Origin of the sequence: Streptomyces sp. NBC_00669 (assembly GCF_036226785.1) — a bacterium.
In the GTDB taxonomy this organism is placed as follows: Bacteria; Actinomycetota; Actinomycetes; order Streptomycetales; family Streptomycetaceae; genus Actinacidiphila.
The window spans coordinates 7,396,598-7,416,300 of sequence record NZ_CP109018.1; the positions used below are offsets into that span (position 1 = coordinate 7,396,598).

The window sequence follows — 19,703 nt, forward strand, 5'->3', positions numbered from 1 at the left end:
GTCTCGTTCCTTGTCGTGCGGCCGGGTTCAGGCGGGCAGAGCCGGTTGCCGTTGTGGTGTGTGCTCGGCCAGCGCGGTGCGGAGGAAGGTCAGGGTGTCCGTTGGCGTGAGGGCGGTGTCGCGGAGCAGGTCGTAGGCGAGGCGGAGGGGTTCGACGTCTTCGGGTTCTTCGACGAGGTGGCCGCTCCAACTGCTTTGGGTGTAGGCGACGGTGTGGCCGTCCTGGAAGAAGATGAGTTCCAGGCAGCTGCGGATGTGGTGGGGTCCGGTGCCGAACGGGACGACGTGCAGGGAGACATCGGGCTGCTGGGCTGTCGTGATCAGGTGTTCCAACTGGCCGGTCCAGGTCTGGGGGTCGCGGGCTTTGCGGCGCAGCACGGCTTCGTCGATCAACGCGCGGTAGTGGACGGGGTTCGGGCCGGTGAGACGGTCCTGGCGTTTCAGTCGCGCGGCGACCTGGGCGCTCAATTGCTTGATGCTGTGCGGGCGGGCGGTGCGGAGTTGTTCTTCGGCGTAGGCGCGGGTCTGGAGGAGGTACGGCACGGCGCTGACGGCGTACTCCTGGACGCTCACCGCGTCGGCTTCCAGGGGTGCGAGTCCGAGGAACGGCTTGTCCTTCGCCTCGCGTTTGGCCAGGTGCCACAGCTTCACCAGGAGGTCGCCGGTGCCGTACACCTTGTCCAGCGCGGCAGCAGCCTCCACGGTGCCCAACCGCTGCCCCCGCTCCAGCCGATGCAGATACGACTGCTCGTAAAGGCATTTCGCCCCGAGTTCCATCAGCGTCAGCCCCGCCTGCTGCCGCCGGTAGGCCAGTTCACTGGCGTACAACTCCCGCGCGGACAACCACTCCCAGTCGATGGCGACCTTGGTCCCGCTCCCGCCGCTGCCGGCCATACGGAATTCCTCTCTACGGTGATGGTCGTGCTGGTGCTATGTGCGCCGGGGGCCAGGGGAATTCCGCTTGCCGGGGCGCCATGTCCCCTTGTCCGGACTCGAACCGGAGTCATCGGGCCTGCCCGCACGCATGAACGGAGAGTGTGCGGTGCCGCCCGGGCTCTTCCTGACTGAGCTACAAGGGGGAGTTCATGAATCAAGGGGGCGACCGGGTGCCACCGGTGGCAGGTCCAGCAGCGCACCACGGCTGTCGGCGACGCGCAGCGCGTCCGACAACGCCGTGCACAAGTGCGTCACCATGCCGTGGAGTTCGGTCTCCGACGGAGCCGCCTCCCGCAGCGTCTTACGCACGAAGCCCAGCAGCTCCCAGCCCATTCCGAGCTGCACCGACTCCATCTCGTCCGCCAACCGCCACAACGCCGACGACGCGCCTCCTCCCTCCAAGGCCAGGTAACACGCCCGCCCACCAGGCCCCACCCACGGAAGCCGCCGAGCCCTCACCGCACTACCCCGAAAGGCGCTCGCGTCGTGGCCTCGCCCCCGCGCGGACCGATGGGATCAGCCCTCTTCCACCGCCAACATCCCGTCGGATCGTGCATATCCACCGCTTTCGTCATGTCGTCCACGCTCCGGACCGTGAAGCACGCGGCCGTCTCGGGCGTCCCGTCTCGCTCTAGGCAACCGGTCCACTACGCAGAGCGGTACCGTTGGGACGCAGGGTGTTCTTAAGAGCGTTAAGCGTGGGGAGTGACGCGCACATGGGCGAGCGGCAGCCGAACGAGGATCTGAAGAGGCTGTACACAGCTACGGGTTGGACGCTGCGCCGGTTCGCCCAAGAGGTGAACAGGATCGCAACCGAGCGCGGTACGCCCACGCGATACCAACCACCGTCGGTTCACCAGTGGATCGACGGGCACCTGCCCAAAGCGGAGATACGTCCCCTGATCCTGGAGGCACTGGCCCGGCGGCTCCAACGCCCGGTGACGCACGCGGAAGCCGGCTTTCCCGCGCCTATCCACGACAAGGCCGACGCGAGCACGGTCGAAGGGTTACTCGACCTGGGCAGGCAGGACATGGACCCTTCACGTCGCAGCATCATAGGAGCGGGAGCCAAGCTCTTCTCCGCGGCGCTGGCCATTCCCGGATGGCAGGACGTCGTAGGCCGCATGGAAGCGGTCCAGGCCGGACGGACGCAGCGCATCGGAATGCCCGAGGTCGAATCCGTCGTCGCCATGACGGATCGGCTCTCCGACCTCGACGGACAGTTCGGCGGGCGATACGCACGCCCCATGGCAGCCGCGTTCCTGGTCAACATCGTCGCCCCCTATATGAAGGCTGACGCGCCGAGCGAAGTCCGTAAGGAAATGATGTCCGCCGCGTCATTCCTGTGCTACCTCGCGGGCTGGATGGCGGTGGACGAAGGATCGCACGGCACTGCTCAGCGCTACTACGTCAAGGGCCTGGAGTTCGCGGGCGCCAGCGACGACCACTTGACCTACTGCCACATTCTCCGTGGAATGTCGGTGCAATCCGTCGACCTGGGCCATGGTCCGACGGCGGTGAACTGGGCCAACGCGGCAAGCGAGGCATCTCCCACGGTGGGCCCCAGGATGACGGCTTTCATGGCGGGGCAGCAGGCCCATTCCTACGCGGTCGCGGGGGAGCGCTCCAACGCACTCCGCAGCATCGGGGAAACGGAGGCCGCCCTGAACAAGGCGGAAAGCCAGACCGGGACCTTCGGCGGCTACAACGCCTCCACGCTCGCCTATCACACCGCGCAGGTCAGGCATGCGCTGGGAGACGTTTCCGGGAGCGTGGAGTCATTGGAACTGTACTTTCGTCTGCGCAGTTCGAAGAGTGAATCCCGTCGAGGCGACCTGCGTTTCGGTGCCATGCTGGCCGAGCGCCAACTGGGGATCGGACATCTCGATGCCGCCTGCGCCACGTGGATGAAAGTGATGGACGATTACCCGTCGATGAATTCCGACAAGGTGGACAAGCGCGTCAAGGAGATGTTCCGACTGATCCGCCCGCACCTCAAGAACCCGGCCGCGCGCGACCTCTACGAGCGCGCCCGGATCGCCGCGCCCTCGCTGGCCGCCTGAACGGTGCCGGTTTCCGCCGGCGGCAAGGCCGTTGCAGGCCCTTGCAGGCATGCGGGTGGTTGCCGACCACCTTTCCATGAGCGGGTAGAGGGCCGTACCCGCCCGGGGGGAGCGTCACCCCGAGGGGCGGGTCCGGGCGACCCGGGTGGGGTGGGGCGCCGTCGGACGTCAGAGGCGGCGGGTGGCCAGGAGGAGGCGGTCACGGGCGTCGAACAGGGTGTCCTTGATCATCTGCTCGTGTCCCGGGGTGAGCCGGGCCACCGGCACCGAGCAGCTCACCGCGTCGCGGGCCGGGGTCCGGTAGGGGATCGCGATGCCGAAGCAGCGCAGCCCCAGCGTGTTCTCCTCGCGGTCCACGGCGTAACCCTGCTCGCGGATGACGGCCAGCTCCTCGATCAGCTTCTCGCGGTCGGTGTGGGTGTGCTCGGTGAGCGGTTCCAGCGTCTCCGGAAGGAGCTTGCGCACCTGCTCGTCGGTGTACGTGGCCAGCAGCGCCTTGCCGAGGGAGGTGGAGTGCGCGGGCAGGCGCCGGCCGACCCGGGTGAACGGCCGCAGGTAGTGCTGCGACTGGCGGGTGGCGAGGTAGACCACGTTGGTGCCGTCGAGCCGGGCCATGTGGATGGTCTCGCTGGTCTCGTCGGAGAGCCGGTCCAGGGTCGGCCGGGCGGCGGCCACCACCTCGTCGCCGTCGATGTAGGACGTGCCGACCAGCAGCGCGCGCACGCCGATGCCGTACCGCGTGCCGGTCGCGTCGGTCTCGATCCAGCCCAGCTCGACCAGGGTGCGCAGCAGCATGTAGAGGCTGGACTTGGGGTAGCCGACCGACTCCTGCACGGCGGCCAGGCTGTGCATGCCGGGGCGGCCCGCGAAGAACTCCAGCAGCTCCACCGTGCGGACCGCGGACTTGACCTGCGAACCGGCACCCTCGGCAACAGCCATCGCGTCTGACCCCTCTTGTTCGGCCGGGCCGCGTGGACGTAGGCTCGGCGGAGATTCACATGTGAAGACGTTGTTCAGTATAGAGAACAGACCGGAACGACGACGAGCACCGACCGCGTGCAATATGGAAATGTGGAGGTTATTCCGGTGGCAGTACCAGTCTGGAGCGTGGACCCCCGAACCGGGAAGCAGCGCGAGCAGGTCGCCGTCGAGGCCACGGCTGCCGAGGTCGACGCCGCCGTGCGTGCCGCCGCCACCGCGCTCCCCGCCCTCGCCGACCGTAGCGTACGGTCCCGGCTGCTACGGGCGGCAGCCGGGCTGCTGGAGCGGGACGCCGAGCAGGTGGTGGCCGCCGCCGACGCCGAGACCGCGCTCGGCATCCCCAGGCTCACCGGAGAGCTGGCCCGTACCGCGTTCCAACTGCGGACCTTCGCCGAGGTGGTGGACGAGGGCGCGTTCCTGGACGTGATCATCGACCACCCCGACCCGGACGCGAAGCCCATCCCGCGGCCGGACCTGCGCCGGTACAAGATCCCGCTCGGCGTCGTGGCGGTCTACGCGGCCAGCAACTTCCCGCTCGCCTTCTCCGTGCCCGGCGGCGACACCGCCAGCGCGCTCGCCGCGGGCTGCCCGGTCGTGGTCAAGGCGCACCCGGACCACCCGGCCACCTCCGAGCTCACCGCGGGGCTGCTGCGCGAGGCCGCGGTCTCGGTCGGCCTGCCCGCCGACACCGTGGTGCTGCTGCACGGCTTCGAGGCCGGCGTCGAGCTGGTCCGGCACCCGCTGGTGGCCGCGGCCGGCTTCACCGGGTCGATCCCCGGCGGCCGGGCGCTGTTCGACGCGGCCGCCGCCCGGCCCCGGCCGATCCCGTTCCACGGCGAACTGGGCAGCCTCAACCCGGTCGTGGTCACCCCGGCCGCCGCCGCCGAGCGGGCCGAGCAGATCGGCACCGGGCTGGCGGGTTCCTTCACCCTCGGCAGCGGGCAGTTCTGCACCAAGCCGGGCCTGGTCCTCACCCCGGCGGGCGCCGACGGGGACCGACTCGTCGCCGCGCTCACCGGCGCCGCGCGGGACGCCGCCGCCGGGGTGCTGCTCGACGGCCGGATGCGCGAGAACTTCCTCAAGGGCGCCGCCGCCCGCGCCGCCCTGCCCTCCGTCGCGACCCCCGTCACCGCCGGCAGCGCCGAGGACCCCCTCGCGGTACGCCCCGGCTACGTCGTGGCCGATGCCGCGGAACTGGCCGAACCCGGCGCGTACGACCTGCTGCTGGAGGAGTGCTTCGGGCCGCTCACCGTGGTCGTACGGTACGGCGACGCGGACCAACTCGACGCCGTTCTGGACCGGTTGCCGGGGAACCTCACGGCGACCGCGCACCTCGGGGCGGACGAGGCGGCGACCCCGGGCGGGCCCGCCGCCGCGCTCCTGACCCGGCTCGGCGCGCTCGCCGGACGCGTGCTGGTCAACGGCTGGCCCACCGGGGTCGCCGTCACCGGCGCCCAGCACCACGGCGGGCCCTACCCCGCCACCACCTCCACGTCGACCTCCGTGGGCGGCACCGCGATCGAGCGATGGCTGCGGCCCGTCGCCTACCAGGACACCCCGCCGGCCCTCCTCCCGCCGGAGCTGCGCGACGACAACCCCGCGGGGGTTCCCCAACGGGTCACGGGACGCCCCTGAGCTCGGGGGGCGCCCCGCCCCCGCCCTGCGCTGCCGTGACCTCGCGATGAGCGGCCCCTGTCCATGCGCGGCTCCCTCCGGAAGCACCCGGAACCGCTATCGCGGGGAGCCGTCCTCCAGGGACTCCAGGAGTACGGGGACGTGGCTGTGGTCGGGGTCCTTGACCGCGGTGAGGAGGGTGACGGTTCGGGCCGAGGCGAGCCGTCGCAGATGGGCGAGGTCTCCCCGCAGCTCCGGCGCCGCCAGCTCCGCACGGTAGCGGCGGGAGAACTCGTCGTAGCGGTCCGGTTCGGCGTGCAACCACTTCCGCAACTCGCCCGAGGGGGTGAGGGACTTGGGCCACTCGTCGACGGCCGCGGCCTCCTTGGACAGGCCGCGCGGCCAGAGCCGGTCGACCAGGACCCGTACCCCGTCGCCGGACTCGGGCGGGTCGTAGACCCGGCGTACCCGGAACCCGCTGGTGGACGTCATGACGGACCTCCTCGGCCCCCCGCGTTCGGCCTCATTCCGTGCCCTCTCCCAGCTTGCGGCCTTCCGCCCCGGACGGCTCGTTCCGGGGGGCGCGGGGGGCGAGTGCGGTCGCGAGCGCGGTGGCGGCGAGCAGGGCCGCCGAGATCAGCAGCCCCTTCCGCATCCCGGTCACGAAGTGCGTACGCCCGCCGACCAGCGCGCCGAAGACCGCGACGCTGAGCGCGCCGGAGACCTGGCGGGCGGCGTTGAGGACGCCGGCCGCCATCCCGGCCCGTTCGGCCGGCACCGCCCCCATCGCCGCGGCCGTGAGCGCGGGCACCGCGAGCGCGGCACCGAGGCTCAGCGGCATCATCGCGACCGCGGTCAGCACCGCCGGTGTGCCCGCGCCCACCGACAGCAGCACCAGCAGCCCGGCCACCGCCACGCTCTGGCCGACGAGCATCGGCGCCCTGGGCCCGTAGCGATTGGTGATCCTGCCCGACGCCACGTTCACCACGGAGATCAGCAGCGTCATCGGCAGGAACATCAACCCCGCGGTCAGCGCCGACTCGCCGCGTACCTCCTGGAAGAACAGGCTCAGCACGAAGACCACCCCGAAGAAGCCGAAGGTGACCGCGGCGCCGGTCGCGATCGACGTCGCCGCGGTGCCGTTCCGGAGCAGCCCCAGCGGCACCACCGGGTGCGGGTGCCGGGCCTCGATCGCCAGGAACCCCGCCAGCGCGAGCGCGGCCACCGCACCCGCCACCGCGCCCGTCCGGCCGCCCTCGATCACCGCGTACGTCAGCGCGGCCAGCGCCACCACCGCGGTGGTCTGCCCGGGCAGGTCCAGCGGGGCCGGGCGGCGCGGGGAGCGGGCCACCCGGGCCGAGAGCACCAGGGCGGCCAGGCCCACCGGCAGATTGATGAAGAAGATGGCCCGCCAGCTCCACCCCGTGGTCAGCGCGCCGCCCGCCACCGGGCCGAGCGCCAGGGCGGTCGAACCGCCCGCCGCCCAGACCGAGATGGCGCGCGCCCGCTTTCGCGGGTCGGGGAACGCCTGCCGCACCAGCGCCAGCGAGGCGGGCAGCACCACGGCCGCCGCGCTGCCCTGCACCACCCGCGCGGCCACCAGCACCGCCAGGTTCGGCGAGAGCCCGCACGCCACGGACGCGACGGTGAAGACCGCGGTTCCGATCGCGAACGCCCGGCTCGCGCCGACCCGGTCCGACAGCGCGCCGGTGGACAGCATCAGCGACGCGAACGCGAGGGTGTAGCCGTCCACCACCCACTGCAACGCGGCCAGCCCGCCGTGCAGTTCGCGGCCCATCGCGGGCAGGGCGACGTTCACCACGGACGAGTCGAGGGTGACCAGGACGAAGCCGATCAGTGCGGCTGCCAGGGTCAGGGCGGGGGAGGCCGTGGCCGAAGCGGCGCCCGGCGCCGGGCCCGCGCCGTCCCCGCTCGTCGTGCGCGGGAGGTCCAACCGCTCTTCGCACGGTGGCAGATGGGGCTCGGGGGTGATGAGTTCCTCTGGCATGCCCTCAGCCTGCCGACGGCCGGACGCGTAGAGTAGTGGCCGGAATGCCACGCTCCCGGAGGTTCTGGCCATGAAGACCGCAGGGTCCGAAGCGACGCACGAGCCGCCCGAGCCGTACGACTTGCACGAGCCGCCCGAGCCGCCCGGGCCGAACGAGCTGAACGAGCCGCACGAGCCGCACGCGGTGAACGCGGTGAACGCGGCGGCCCGACCCCACGCGATGAAGAAGCGGCCGCACGCCCGTCCAACGGCCCAAGGACCCACCGCGCCCGACGCACCGCGCACCCCGCCGGTGCCCGCCGGACGGCCCGTACCGCCGCCCGTCGCCGCCGAGCCGTTCATCTGCCCGCGCCCCCACCGCGTCGCCGTCATCGCCTCGGAACCTGTCTCGCTGTTCAACCTCGCCCTGCCCGAAATGCTGCTGCTCAAGGTCGAGGTGGACAGCCGGCCCGGCTACGAGGTCGAGCTGTGCACGCCCGACCCCGGGCCGGTCGCCACCAGCGGCGGCGCCGACGTGGTGATCCGCAGCGGCCTGGACGCGCTCGACCGGGCCGACACCGTGATCGTGGCCGGCACCGGCGCCGCCGAGGACCCCGACCCGCGCGTCCTGGAGGCGCTGCGGGCCGCCGCGACGGCCGGGAAGCGGATCGCGTCCATCTGCACCGGCGCCTTCCTGCTCGCCGCGGCCGGACTGCTCGACGGCCTCCACGCCACCACCTACTGGGCGTACACCCGGCAGTTCGCGGAGAAGTACCCCGACGTGGTCATCCAGCCCGACGTGCTCTACGTGCAGGACGGCCGCATGCTCACGTCCTCCGGCTACGCGGCCGGCATCGACCTGTGCCTGCACCTGGTGCGCACCGACTACGGCGCCGCGGTCGCCAACGCCGTCGCCCGCCTCGCCCTGGTCGCGCCCGTACGGCCGGGCGGCCAGGCGCAGTTCACCGACACGCCGCTGCCCGCCGAGACCGGCACGTCGCTCGCCGAGACCCGCGCCTGGGCGATGACCCGGCTCGACCGGCCGCTGACCCTCACCGACCTCGCCCGCCACGCCGCCGTCAGCGTCCGCACCCTCACCCGCCGCTTCCACGCCGAGACCGGCCTCAGCCCGCTGCAGTGGCTGCTCCACCAGCGACTGGAACGCGCCCGCGAACTGCTGGAGACGACCACCCTCCCGGTCGACCAGGTCGCCCGCGCCAGCGGCCTCGGCACCGCCGACTCCCTCCGCCAGCACCTGCTGCGCCGCGTCGGCCTGACCCCCTCCGACTACCGCGCCGCCTTCACCCGCCTTCCCGTGGCCTGAACCCCCGGCGCACCGGGCCGTGACGCGGGCGCCGGCGCGGGGTGGTGGAACCGGAACGGCCCCCCGGTGCGTCACCGTTCCGGTGGCGCCCGCCCCCGGGGACGGGCGTGTGCGGGTGTGGGGAGAGCGAGCCCGTGGGACGCTGATGTGGTCTTCACCCGTGCTCCGCATATGCTTTCGGAAGGGCTGTAGACATGCGACGGAACGCCGCCCGGCACGGGGCGTCCGATACGGCCGACAGCAGGCCGCACGGAACGACGTTGGGGGAAAGCCGCATGTCCCGCGCCCGCGGTGCCACCCGCACCCGTACCCGTATCGACAAAGCGACCCGTTCCCGCAGGTGGGCGTTGCGCCGCTCGGTGCTGGCGCCCGCGGCAGGGGTGGTCGCGGCGGCGACCGTCGGCGCGCTGCTGGTGTCCAACGCGCGTGGCGCGCACCACGACGACGCGCGGGGCGGCCAGGCGGAGCCCACCGCGTCCGCCGGCCGGCAGGGCGACGCGGCGCACCCGGGCCGGGTCGGCGCCTGGGAGAGCGCGATGAGCGCGGGCGGGCCCTCGTTCCGGCGGCAGACGATACGGATGGTGGTGCACACCAGCGTCGGCGGTTCCGGCCTGCGGATCAGGATCTCCGACCTGCGCAGCGAGCAGGGTCTCGCGGTGGGCGCCGCCGATGTCGCCGAGCAGTACGACGGCGGTCGCGCCGTCGCCGGCACCCACCACCGGGTGACCTTCGGCGGCTCCCGCTCCACCACCGTCGGCGCGGGCACCGAGGAGTACAGCGACGTCATCCCGATGCGGGTCGCCGCCGACCAGAACCTGCTGGTCAGCCTCTACCTGCCGGGACCGACCGGCGCCGCCACCTTCCACCGCGAGGCGTACGAGACGACGTACGTCTCCACCGACGGCGTCGACCACGCCGCCGACGACTCCGCCGCGGGCTACGCGCGCACCCGCACCTCCTGGTACTACCTCTCCGGCCTCGACGTGGTCTCGCCGACCGCGCACGCGACCGTGGTGGCCTTCGGCGACTCGATCACCGACGGCTACCACTCGACCGCGGGCGCCAACCGGCGCTGGCCGGACCAGCTCGCCCGGCGGCTCGCCTCGGCGCCCGGCGGGCAGCGGCTCGGAGTGGTCGACGCCGGCATCGCCGGGAACCGGCTGCTCACCCAGGCGCCGGAGATCTACCGCGGCCCGAGCGGGGTGCACCGCTTCGCGGACGACGCCCTCAGCGAGCCCGGCGTCAAGGACGTCATCCTGCTCGAAGGCGTCAACGACCTGAGCAACGACCTCAACAGCGCGGGCGGCCCGCTGACCGCGCAGAACCTGATCGACGGCTACCGCGCCCTCATCACCCGCGGACACGCGGCCGGGGTCCGGATGATCGGCGGAACGATTCTTCCCTACAGCCGGCTCAGCCCGGCGATGAACGCGATCCGCGTCCAGGTCAACCAGTGGATCAGGACCAGCGGCGCGTTCGACGCGGTGGTGGACTTCGACCGGGCCCTGCGCGACCCCTCCCACCCCGACGCGATGGCCCCCGCCTACGACTCCGGCGACCACCTGCACCCCAACGACGCGGGGATGCTGGCGATGGCCGACGCGGTCGACCTCAACGCGCTGGTCTCCTGACGGAGCCGCCGGCCGGGTCAGTACAGTGCCGGTATCAGTACAGTGCCGGTATGGGAGCCGGAGCCGAAGAGGTGCTGCACGTCAGGGGCCGGGTGCTCGCCGGGCCCGACGACGCGGCGGTCAGGGACGAACTGTGGGTGGTCGGCGGGCGGATCACCTACCGGCGACCCGCCGCCGAGGTCACCGCGACCGCCGACGGGTGGGTGCTGCCCGGGCTGGTGGACGCGCACTGCCACGTCGGCCTCGACGCGCACGGCGCCGTGGACGAGGCGACCACCGAGAAGCAGGCGCTGACCGAGCGCGAGGCGGGCGCCCTGCTGCTGCGCGACGCCGGAACTCCCGCCGACACCCGCTGGATCGACGACCGCGAGGACCTGCCGAAGATCATCAGGGCCGGCCGGCACATCGCCCGCACCCGCCGCTACATCCGCAACTACGCCCACGAGATCGAGCCCGGGGACCTCACCGCCTACGTGCGCCGCGAGGCCCGCCGGGGCGACGGCTGGGTGAAGCTGGTCGGCGACTGGATCGACCGCGGGATCGGCGACCTCGCGCCGTGCTGGCCGAAGGACGCGTTGCGCGAGGCGATCGCGGCCGCCCACGAGGAGGGTGCCCGGGTCACCGCGCACTGCTTCGCCGAGGACTCCCTCGCCGACCTGGTGGCCGCCGGGATCGACTGCGTCGAGCACGCCACCGGGCTCACCGACGACACCATCCCGCTCTTCGCCGAGCGCGGCATCGCCATCGTGCCGACCCTGGTCAACATCGCCACCTTCCCGCAGTTGGCGGCCGGCGGCGCCGCCAAGTTCCCCCGCTGGTCGGCCCACTTGGAGCGGCTGCACGCCCGCCGCCACCAGACGGTGCGGGACGCGTACGACGCCGGCATCCCGATCTACGCGGGCACCGACGCGGGCGGCAGCCTCGCCCACGGGCTGGTCGCCGGCGAGGTGGCCGAACTGGTGCGCGCCGGGCTGCCGCACACCGCCGCGCTGTCCGCCGCGACCTGGGGCGCCCGGCAGTGGCTGGGCCGCGCCGGCCTGGAGGAGGGCGCGCCCGCCGACCTGGTGGTCTACGAGGCGGACCCGCGCGAGGACGTCCGGGTGCTGGCGGCGCCGCGCCGGGTGGTGCTGCGCGGCCGCACGGTGGCCTGAGCGGCGGTCTCGACGACGGCGGCGGCACGCTGACCTGAGCGGTGGTCCGAACGGCGGCGGCACGGCGGTCTCGACGACGGCGGGCGGCACGCCGGTCCGAAGAACTGCGGCGGCCCGCCGGTTTGAGCGGCGGCCGGGATCGGAGCCCCGCCCAGTCTCCCGGGTGAAGCGTACAGAACGGCCGTACGCCGGGAATCGAAGAAACGCACGGAAACCACCCTTCTGGGTGAACTGGCGCCGTGTAGCCGTCAATTCACCCTCAGTGCGTAAATATTGCCGGGTCGAGGTCCCCGGGTGCTGTCCCCAATCAGCGCGCGCCGGGGGCTCCATCCCATACGTGGGGGTTTCCCAACCGTGTACCGCACCATCAACTTCCGCCTGCCCGCACGCCGTTCGGTCGCCGTCATCGGCGCCGCCACGGCCGTTGCCGCCGGGGCCGTACTGGCCGTCGCACCGGCGGTGCAGGCGACGCCCGCGACCGCGCACGACTCCGGGGCCGCCACGGCCACGGACCTGCGCGCGGGCCTGGACGTGTCCCTGCTCGGCAAGACCGTGGACGTGCCGGTCAACGTCTCCCTGAACGACGTGCACGCCCCGGCCGACGCCAAGGAGACCGCGCTGACCGTCACGGTCGGCCACGGTGTCGAGGCGGGCCGGGCCGTCAACCTGCTGCGCGCCTCGGTCGCCACCGCGAACGCCACCACCAGCCGCGACAAGGCCGAGGGCGTCGCCAACATCGCCGCTGCGAACCTGCACGTCCCCGGGCTGCCGCTGCTGTCCCTGATCAAGCTGGACGCGGTGACGTCCACGGCGACCTGCCAGGTCGGCCACCGGCCGACCGCGTCCTCGCACCTGGCCGGCCTCACCGTGCTCGGCAAGCGCACCGAGCTGTCGGCGATCGGCGTCACCAAGGTCGCCGTCCCCGGCGTCGGCGAGGTGGACCTGGAACTGACCAACGCCGTCACCACCTCGAACACCGCCGCGGCCACGGCGCTGCACCTCAAGGTCGACATCGACCCGCTGAGCCTCGGCGTCGCCCACGTGACCGGGGACGTCACGCTCGCCCAGGCCACCTGCCGCACCCCGAAGGGCGACAGCGGCTCGTCCGGCGGCTCGACCTCCGGTGGCTCCGGCAACGGCGGTACGTCCTCGGGGAGTTCCTCCAGCGGGGCGGGCAACGGCGGTTCCACCGGCGGACACTCCTCCGGCGGCTCCTCCAACGGGGGCAGCGCGAGCGGCGGTTCGAGCAGCGGCTCCTCCGGCAGCGGCGGGTCCGCCGGGTCCTCCGGCAGCAGCGGTTCGAGCGGCGGCTCCTCCGCGTCCGGCGGCTCGGGCGGTTCCGGCACCCACACCCAGACCGTCGCCGACACCGCGAGCACCGGCAACCTCGCCGAGACCGGCGCAAGCTCCAACATGCCCTACCTCGCGGGCGGCGCCGCGGCACTGGTGGCCGCCGGCGCGCTGACCTTCGTCGTCACCAACCGCCGCCGCAGGGGGGCCGGTTCGTCCGCCGGCGGCGACGCGTGACCGCCACAAGGCGGTAACAAGCGCGGGGGGCGGCACCGGCGGTGGTGCCGCCCCCCGTACTCTGTTCCTCACACCCGGGGCCGGGGGACCACCGCGCCATGGGCACTGACACGGTGGGGCAACAGGGCGGGCGGGCATGAGCGACGGGCTATTCGCGGGCAGATACGAACTCGCGGAGCTGCTCGGCTCCGGTGGCATGGCCCGGGTGCACCGCGCCCGGGACACCCGGATGGGCCGGGTGGTCGCGATCAAGACCCTGATACCAGAGTTGGCGCAGGACCCCGACGCCCGCCGCCGGTTCGCCCGCGAGGCGCACGCCGCCGGGGTGCTGAACCACCCCGGCATCGTCACCGTCCACGACCAGGACGAGTACCAGGACGGCGACACCGTCGTGCCGTACCTCGTCATGGAGTACGTACGCGGCGGCACGCTGGCCCAACTCGTCCGCGAGCAGGCCCCGTTCGAGCCGGAGCGGGCGGTGCGGATCGTCTGCGACATCCTCGACGCGCTCGCCCACGCGCACAGCCACGGCACCGTGCACCGCGACGTGAAGCCCGCCAACGTGATGGTCACCGAGGAAGGCGCCATCAAGGTCGCCGACTTCGGCATCGCCCGCGTGATGGACACCGACACCCGGCTGACCACGGTCGGCTCCTCCGTCGGCACCCCCAGCTACATGTCGCCCGAGCAGGTCAACGGCGGCGACGTGGACGCCCGCAGCGACGTCTACGCCGTCGGCTGCGTGCTGACCGAACTGCTCACTGGCAAGCCGCCGTTCCACGAGGGCACCCCGCTGAGCCTGATGTACTGGCACGTCCACGCCGAGCCGCCGGCGCCCTCCACCCGCAACCCGAGGGTGCCCGCGGAGCTGGACGCCCTGGCGCTGGCCGCGCTCGCGAAGGACCCCGCCGACCGCCCCGCCGACGCCGGGGTCTACCGGGCCCGGCTGTGGGCCTGGTTGACCGCCGCCCGCTCCGCCACGGTGAACGGGCCGGCCACGCTGCCGCCGAGGGACTTCGGCCTGCCGCCGGCCACCGCGCCGACGAACGCGCCGACCGATGCCCCGACCGACGCCCCGGGCGCCGACCCGCGCGCCACCTTCGGCGTCGGCGGCGCGCTGCCCTCGCTCCCCGCCCAGGGCACGCCGCCGCGAACACCCGGCCCGTACCAGGGAGTTCCGGGTCCGCAGTTCCCGCAGAACCCGTCGGCGCAGCAAGGGCAGCAAGGGCAGCAGGGCTCTCAGTCCCCGCAGCCGCCCGCGCCCTCGCAGCCCTCCACGCCCCCGCCGCCGTCACCCGGCCCGGCCGAGCACCCCGCGTACTCGCGCAGCCCGCAGGTGCCGCTGCCCCCGCCGTACCAGCCGAGCACCCCGCCGCCGGTCAACAACGGCGCCGCGCGGCAGCAGCAGCCGCTGATGCAAGGCGGGCCGCCCCTGCACGGCGGTATGCCGCCCGGGCCCGGACTCGGTTCCGTCCCCGGCCCGCGTGCCGGCATGCCGCCCGGCCCGAAGCCGACCTGGAGCGGCCGCCGCAAGATCCTCACCGCGGTGGCCGGGGTCGCCGTCGCGGGCATCACCGTCTCCGTCGTGCTGGCCACCGGCGCCCTCGGCGGCGGCGGCAAGCCCGACCCCACGCCCGACCCGCACCCGCCGACGACGGCGCCGGTCGACCAGCAGGCCGCCCTCCAGCGGCACGGCGGCAAGCAGGGCGCCGGCTACAACGGCGGCACCGAGGGCGTGGTCCGCCCCTCCGTGCAGACCGGCGGCACCGTCCAACTGGCCACCTCCTACCTCGACGACAGCCTGCTGGACCCCGCCGACACCTACGACCCCGGCGCCTGGAACGTCCAGCGGCTGCTCTACCGCAACCTCGTCAGCTACGCGCCCGCGCCCGGCGACAAGGGCCGCGCGCTCCTGCCCGACCTGGCCACCACCACCGGCGACGTCAGCAGCGACGGCCTGACCTGGACCTTCCACCTGAAGAAGGGCCTGCGCTTCCAGGACGGCTCGACGATCACTTCCAAGGACGTCAAGTACGGCGTCGAGCGCAGCTTCGACCGCGACGTGCACTCCGGCGGGGCGACCTACTTCCCCGACCTGCTCGACGAGGGCCAGCACTACCCGGGGCCGTACAAGGACTCCGACCCCGACAAGATGGGCCTGAAGTCGGTGGCCACCCCCGACGACAGCACCGTCGTGTTCACCCTCGCCAAGCCCTACGCCGACTTCCCGTACATCCTCGCGATGTCGGCCGGCGCCGTGGTGCCGCCCAGCGCCGACACCGACGGCGGCAAGGGCTACGAGCAGAAGCCGATGGCCAGCGGCCCCTACAAGGTGGCCAGTTACGTCAAGGGCAAGTCGCTGCACCTGGTCCGCAACACCGAGTGGGACGCGACCACCGACCCGGTCCGCTCCCAACTGCCCGCCGGGTACCAGGTGAAGTCCTACGACTCCCAGGCCGAGGTGGAGCAGGCGCTGCTCGACGGCACCGCCGACCTGGACTTCAGCGAGGTGATGTTCGACGACGAGACCGAGGCGAAGATCATCAACAGCTCGGCGCAGAAGTCGAACGTGGACCTCGCCTACACCGGGGCGACCCGCTACCTGAGCCTGCGCACCGACACCGCACCGTTCGACAACGTCTCCTGCCGCAAGGCCGTCGCGTACGCCGTGGACCGCGCCGAGGTGGAGGCCGCGCTCGGCGGCCAGTACGAAGGCGGCGAGGTCGCCACCACGATGCTGCCGCCCAGCAACGACAGCCACGACCCCAAGGCGAACCTGTACTCCAGCAGCGCCGGCGAGGCGGAGGACACGTACGCCAAGACCGAACTCAGCCAGTGCGGGATGCCGAACGGCTTCAGCACCACGCTGGTCGGCCTCTCGGGCGCCTCCAAGAGCGAGCAGGCCATGCAGGCGGTCGCCACCGCACTGGAGAAGGTCGGCATCAAGGTCACCGTCAAGACCATGGACTCCGGCGCCTTCTACGACACCCTGCTGTCCCCGAGCAAGCTCAAGGCGGCCAAGTGGGGCATGGTGTACACCGGTTGGATCGGGGACTACCCGACCGGCGGCGGCTTCCTGCGCCAACTCGTCGAGCCGGACTCCGGCACCAACTACTCGGGCCTGGACGACAGCAGCCTCAACGCCATGGTCGACCAGGCCGACGCGCTCACCGACCCGTCGGCCGCGACCGAGGCATGGACCAAGATCGACGCGCGGGTCATGCAGGACGCCGCGATGGTGCCGCTCGTCTACGACCGGCACCTGGTCTACCGCGGCCCGCGCCTGACCAACGTCTACCAGCAGCAGGTGATCGGCCAGATCGACCTCAGCGCGCTGGGAGTGAAGTGAGCACCGCGGACAGCGCGTTGACGAACCCGTCGGTGGTGCGGCGATCCCGCACCGCGACCCGCAGCCAGTCCGGGCCGAGGCCGGGGAAGGTGTCGCCCCGGCGCACCGCGTAGCCCGACTCCCGCAGCGCCGCGCGTACGTCGGCCGCGCCCGGTATCCGCAGCAGGACGAACGGCGCCGCGGGCGCGTCCCCGGCCGTGCGGACCTGCGGCACCTCCCGCAGCCGCTCCACCAGGTGCGCCCGGTCCGCGGTGACCTGCCGGGCCGCCTCGGCGGCCTCCGTACGGGCCCGCGCCGACACGCACGCCTCCGCCGCCGCCAGCGCGGGCGAGGAGACCGCCCACAGCGGCTGCGCCGCCGCCAACTCCGCGATCAGCTCCGGCGGCCCGAGCACGTAGCCGACCCGCAGCCCGGCCAGGCCCCACGTCTTGGTCAGGCTGCGCAGCACCACCAGGCCGGGCACCGTGTCCGCCCCGCCGGTCCCGGCCGCCCCGGCCAGCGACTCGCGCTCGCCCGGCACCGCGTCCATGAACGCCTCGTCCACCACCAGCGTGCGCCCGGGCCGGGCCAACTCCCGTACCAGCGCCGCCGGGTGCAGCACCGACGTGGGGTTCGTCGGATTGCCGAGCACCACCAGGTCCGCGTCCGCCGGGACCCGGTGCGGATCGAGCCGGAACCCGTCGGAGGCGTCCAGCAGCACCCGCTCCACCGCGTGCCCGGCCGCCCGCAGCGCCGCCTCCGGCTCCGTGAACTGCGGGTGCACCACCACCGCGCGCCGCGGCCGCAGCACCCGCGCCAGCAGCACGAACGCCTCGGCCGCGCCCGCCGTGAGCAGCACCTCCGGGTCCGCCCGGCCGTGCCGGACCGCCACCGCGTGCCGCGCCGCCCTCCCGTCCGGATACGCCGCCAGCCCTGCCAGCGTCCCTCCGATCACCTCGGCCAGCCACGCCGGCGGTGTCCCCGCCCGCACGTTCACCGCGAGGTCGACCAGGCCCTCGCCGACCTCCGCGTCGCCGTGATGCCGCAGGTCATGGCCATCGGGGTACACGTCTTGTGCTCCAGAGTGCGGGAAGGGGAGGGGGAGAGGGGCGCGGGCGACGGCGACCGTGGCGTGTGCCGACTTCCGCTTGGCGAGGGCGAGTTCGGCGCCGGGACCGGCCGCGAGGAGTGCCGCGGCCTCGGCGACGGACGGGGTGCCGAGCGCGCCGAGCGCGGCCTCGGACGGCGTCGGCACCGCCACGCGCGCCAGCACGGCCGGGTCGAAACCGACCACCGCCACCCCGAGTTGCTCGGCGGCTCCGGCGATCGCGGGCGCCCGCTCCTTCCCGGTGACCGTGGCCAGCACCGCCACGGAGCATCCGCCGCCCCCGCCGAGCCCGGCGCCGGTGAGCCCAACAGCCGTGTCCGGAGCGGCCGTTGATCCGTCCGGTGGGCCGGGGGAACGGCTCGCCCCGGGGTGCGGCGCCCGCGCCCGCGGCAGCAGAGCCGCGTCCGCCGGTGCCGCCTCCGCCGGTGCTGCCTCCGCCAGCGCCGCCCGGATCAGGCCCAGTACCTCCGCCGCGTCCGCCGCGCCGCTCGCGCCCACGCCGACGTGGAACCGCTCGCTCATCGAGGCGGCCGGGCGGCGCAGGAGGCGACGAAGCGCCGGGCGAGGGAGGGCGCCGCGGCCCAGTGGGTGTGCAGGTAGGAGGCGTGCACGCGGTGCTGGACGAAGCCCTCGACCAGGCGTTCGGGGCGGACGAAGCCCCACGCCGGTGCCTGGCCCGCACCCGGTTCGACCCGGGTGCGGTGGAACTCGTGCCCCCGGACCCGGGTCCCGGCCGCGGCCAGCACGCTGTCGCCGACCGCGACCGCCTCGCGGTAGCCGAGCGTGAGCCGGGCGTTCATCTCGGCCTTCGCGTCGAGCACCCCGCACATCGGCCGCCCGTCCAACTCCCGCACCAGGTAGAGCAGTCCGGCGCACTCCGCGGCCAGCGGACCGGAGAAGCGGGCGACCTCGCGGCGCAGCGCACCGTTCGCGGACAGCTCGGGAGCGTACATCTCGGGGAAGCCCCCGCCGATCACGACGCCCTGGGTGCCGGCGGGCAGCGCCTCGTCGGTGAGCGGGTCGAACTCCACCACGTCGGCGCCCGCGGCGGTCAGCAGTTCCTCGTGCTCGGGGTAGGCGAAGGTGAAGGCGGCGCCGCGGGCCACCGCGACCACGGGCCGCCGGGCCGTACGCCCCGCCGCCGGTGCGTCCGCCGACGTGCCTGCCGGACGGCCGTCCGCCGTGCCTGTCACCGAGCCCGTCACCGCGTCCGACACCGAGCCCGACACCTCGCGCGCCGGGTCCCACGCCGGTCCCGCCAGCGGGGGAGCGGTACGCGCCAGCGCCAGCAGCGCGTCCAGGTCGCAGCCGGCGGCGACCCGGTCGGCCACCGCCCGCACCCACGCCAGCGCCTCCGCGCGCCGCTCGGCCACCGGCACCAGCCCGAGGTGGCGCGCGGGCACCGCGAGCACGTCGGAGCGGCCCAGCGCGCCCAGCACCGGAATCCCGACCTCCTCCAGCGCCGCGCGCAGGATCTCCTCGTGCCGTGCCGAGCCGACCTTGTTGAGCACCACCCCGCCCAGCCGCACCCCCGGGTCGAACGAGGCGAAGCCGTGCACCAGCGCCGCCACCGAGCGGGCCTGCGCGGACGCGTCCACCACTAGCACCACCGGCGCGGACAGCACCTTGGCGACCTGCGCGGTCGAGGCCAACTCGCCGTGCCCGGTGGCGCCGTCGAACAGCCCCATCACGCCCTCGACCACGGCGAGCCCCGCGCCGGCCGCCCCGTGAAGGAACAGCGGCACCATCCGCTCCACCCCGCACAGGTACGGGTCGAGGTTGCGGCCCGGCCGGCCGGTGGCGAGCGCGTGGTAGCCCGGGTCGATGTAGTCGGGGCCGACCTTGTGCGGGGACACCGCGAGGCCACGCGCGGCGAAGGCGGCCATCAACCCGGTGGCGACCGTGGTCTTGCCGCTGCGCGAGGACGGCGCGGCGATCACGAAGCGCGGCACCGAGGCCCGGCCCGCGGCAGAGGCCGAAACCGTACCCGTACCCGTACCCGTACTCGTACCCGTGGCGGAAGCCGCAGCCGTGCGCGCCGTCCGGCCCGCCG

General features: G+C 73.6%; 14 protein-coding genes and 1 tRNA gene. 7 read left to right on the top strand and 8 right to left on the bottom strand.

The window, feature by feature from the left end; genetic code table 11:
- Nucleotides 1–27: 27 nt before the first annotated feature.
- The 3 genes from OG896_RS31160 to OG896_RS31170 form a co-directional block, all read right to left on the bottom strand.
- Complete coding sequence (locus OG896_RS31160) at nt 28–894, bottom strand: helix-turn-helix domain-containing protein (RefSeq protein ID WP_329370670.1); 867 nt, start codon at nt 892–894, stop codon at nt 28–30.
- A gap of 83 nt (nt 895–977) precedes the next feature.
- Nucleotides 978–1,079 (bottom strand) — tRNA-Cys (locus tag OG896_RS31165).
- A gap of 4 nt (nt 1,080–1,083) precedes the next feature.
- A complete protein-coding gene (locus OG896_RS31170; protein ID WP_329370672.1) occupies nt 1,084–1,338 on the bottom strand; it encodes a hypothetical protein in 255 nt (84 codons plus the stop codon).
- Between the two features lie 314 nt (nt 1,339–1,652).
- On the opposite strand from OG896_RS31170, the gene OG896_RS31175 reads away from it, so the two are divergent.
- Entirely contained in the window at nt 1,653–2,999 is a 1,347-nt protein-coding gene (locus OG896_RS31175; RefSeq protein WP_329370673.1) for a tetratricopeptide repeat protein, read from the top strand.
- A 168-nt stretch (nt 3,000–3,167) separates the two neighbouring features.
- Here OG896_RS31175 and OG896_RS31180 read toward each other — a convergent pair whose 3' ends face one another.
- On the bottom strand, nt 3,168–3,938 hold the full coding sequence (locus tag OG896_RS31180; protein ID WP_329370675.1) for an IclR family transcriptional regulator: 771 nt from the start codon (nt 3,936–3,938) through the stop codon (nt 3,168–3,170).
- A 147-nt stretch (nt 3,939–4,085) separates the two neighbouring features.
- Here OG896_RS31180 and OG896_RS31185 point away from each other — a divergent pair, with 147 nt between their 5' ends.
- Nucleotides 4,086–5,615 carry an aldehyde dehydrogenase (NADP(+)) gene (locus OG896_RS31185; RefSeq protein ID WP_329370677.1) on the top strand — a complete coding sequence of 510 codons (1,530 nt, stop codon included), beginning with the start codon at nt 4,086–4,088 and terminating at the stop codon, nt 5,613–5,615.
- 96 nt (nt 5,616–5,711) lie between these two features.
- On the opposite strand, the gene OG896_RS31190 is transcribed toward OG896_RS31185, so the two are convergent.
- Together OG896_RS31190 and OG896_RS31195 are read right to left on the bottom strand one after the other, a co-directional pair.
- Nucleotides 5,712–6,086, bottom strand: a complete 375-nt coding sequence (locus OG896_RS31190) for a DUF488 domain-containing protein (RefSeq protein WP_329370679.1) — start codon at nt 6,084–6,086, stop codon at nt 5,712–5,714.
- Nucleotides 6,087–6,117: 31 nt separating this feature from the next.
- Nucleotides 6,118–7,602: an MFS transporter gene (locus tag OG896_RS31195; protein ID WP_329370681.1), complete on the bottom strand. Its 1,485-nt coding sequence runs from the start codon at nt 7,600–7,602 to the stop codon at nt 6,118–6,120.
- 340 nt (nt 7,603–7,942) lie between these two features.
- Between OG896_RS31195 and OG896_RS31200 the strand changes: the two genes are divergently transcribed.
- The 5 genes from OG896_RS31200 (at nt 7,943) to OG896_RS31220 (ending at nt 16,563) form a co-directional block, all read left to right on the top strand.
- A complete protein-coding gene (locus OG896_RS31200; protein WP_329374387.1) occupies nt 7,943–8,905 on the top strand; it encodes a GlxA family transcriptional regulator in 963 nt (320 codons plus the stop codon).
- 275 nt (nt 8,906–9,180) lie between these two features.
- Entirely contained in the window at nt 9,181–10,536 is a 1,356-nt protein-coding gene (locus OG896_RS31205) for an SGNH/GDSL hydrolase family protein (protein ID WP_329370683.1), read from the top strand.
- A gap of 50 nt (nt 10,537–10,586) precedes the next feature.
- Nucleotides 10,587–11,687: an amidohydrolase family protein gene (locus OG896_RS31210; protein WP_329370685.1), complete on the top strand. Its 1,101-nt coding sequence runs from the start codon at nt 10,587–10,589 to the stop codon at nt 11,685–11,687.
- A 354-nt stretch (nt 11,688–12,041) separates the two neighbouring features.
- Nucleotides 12,042–13,214 (top strand): SCO1860 family LAETG-anchored protein, encoded by a 1,173-nt coding sequence (locus OG896_RS31215; protein WP_329370687.1) that lies wholly within the window; start codon nt 12,042–12,044, stop codon nt 13,212–13,214.
- A 136-nt stretch (nt 13,215–13,350) separates the two neighbouring features.
- Nucleotides 13,351–16,563 (top strand): ABC transporter substrate-binding protein, encoded by a 3,213-nt coding sequence (locus OG896_RS31220; RefSeq protein ID WP_329370689.1) that lies wholly within the window; start codon nt 13,351–13,353, stop codon nt 16,561–16,563.
- Here the strand turns inward: OG896_RS31220 and cobC are convergent.
- Together cobC and OG896_RS31230 are read right to left on the bottom strand one after the other, a co-directional pair.
- On the bottom strand, nt 16,541–18,172 hold the full coding sequence (gene cobC / locus OG896_RS31225; RefSeq protein ID WP_329370691.1) for an Rv2231c family pyridoxal phosphate-dependent protein CobC: 1,632 nt from the start codon (nt 18,170–18,172) through the stop codon (nt 16,541–16,543). The genes OG896_RS31220 and cobC overlap by 23 nt on opposite strands.
- Entirely contained in the window at nt 18,169–19,602 is a 1,434-nt protein-coding gene (locus tag OG896_RS31230; RefSeq protein ID WP_329374388.1) for a cobyrinate a,c-diamide synthase, read from the bottom strand. The genes cobC and OG896_RS31230 overlap by 4 nt, the downstream gene beginning before the upstream one ends.
- Nucleotides 19,603–19,703 lie beyond the last annotated feature (101 nt).

What these genes read in the sequence shown, in the direction of transcription:
- OG896_RS31175 (WP_329370673.1), top strand. Translation starts at nt 1,653, where the DNA reads ATGGGCGAGCGGCAGCCGAACGAGGATCTGAAGAGGCTGTACACAGCT.
- OG896_RS31190 (WP_329370679.1), bottom strand. Translation starts at nt 6,086, where the DNA reads ATGACGTCCACCAGCGGGTTCCGGGTACGCCGGGTCTACGACCCGCCC.
- cobC (WP_329370691.1), bottom strand. Translation starts at nt 18,172, where the DNA reads ATGAGCGAGCGGTTCCACGTCGGCGTGGGCGCGAGCGGCGCGGCGGAC.
- OG896_RS31160 (WP_329370670.1), bottom strand. Translation starts at nt 894, where the DNA reads ATGGCCGGCAGCGGCGGGAGCGGGACCAAGGTCGCCATCGACTGGGAG.
- OG896_RS31220 (WP_329370689.1), top strand. Translation starts at nt 13,351, where the DNA reads ATGAGCGACGGGCTATTCGCGGGCAGATACGAACTCGCGGAGCTGCTC.
- OG896_RS31180 (WP_329370675.1), bottom strand. Translation starts at nt 3,938, where the DNA reads ATGGCTGTTGCCGAGGGTGCCGGTTCGCAGGTCAAGTCCGCGGTCCGC.
- OG896_RS31195 (WP_329370681.1), bottom strand. Translation starts at nt 7,602, where the DNA reads ATGCCAGAGGAACTCATCACCCCCGAGCCCCATCTGCCACCGTGCGAA.
- OG896_RS31210 (WP_329370685.1), top strand. Translation starts at nt 10,587, where the DNA reads ATGGGAGCCGGAGCCGAAGAGGTGCTGCACGTCAGGGGCCGGGTGCTC.
- OG896_RS31205 (WP_329370683.1), top strand. Translation starts at nt 9,181, where the DNA reads ATGTCCCGCGCCCGCGGTGCCACCCGCACCCGTACCCGTATCGACAAA.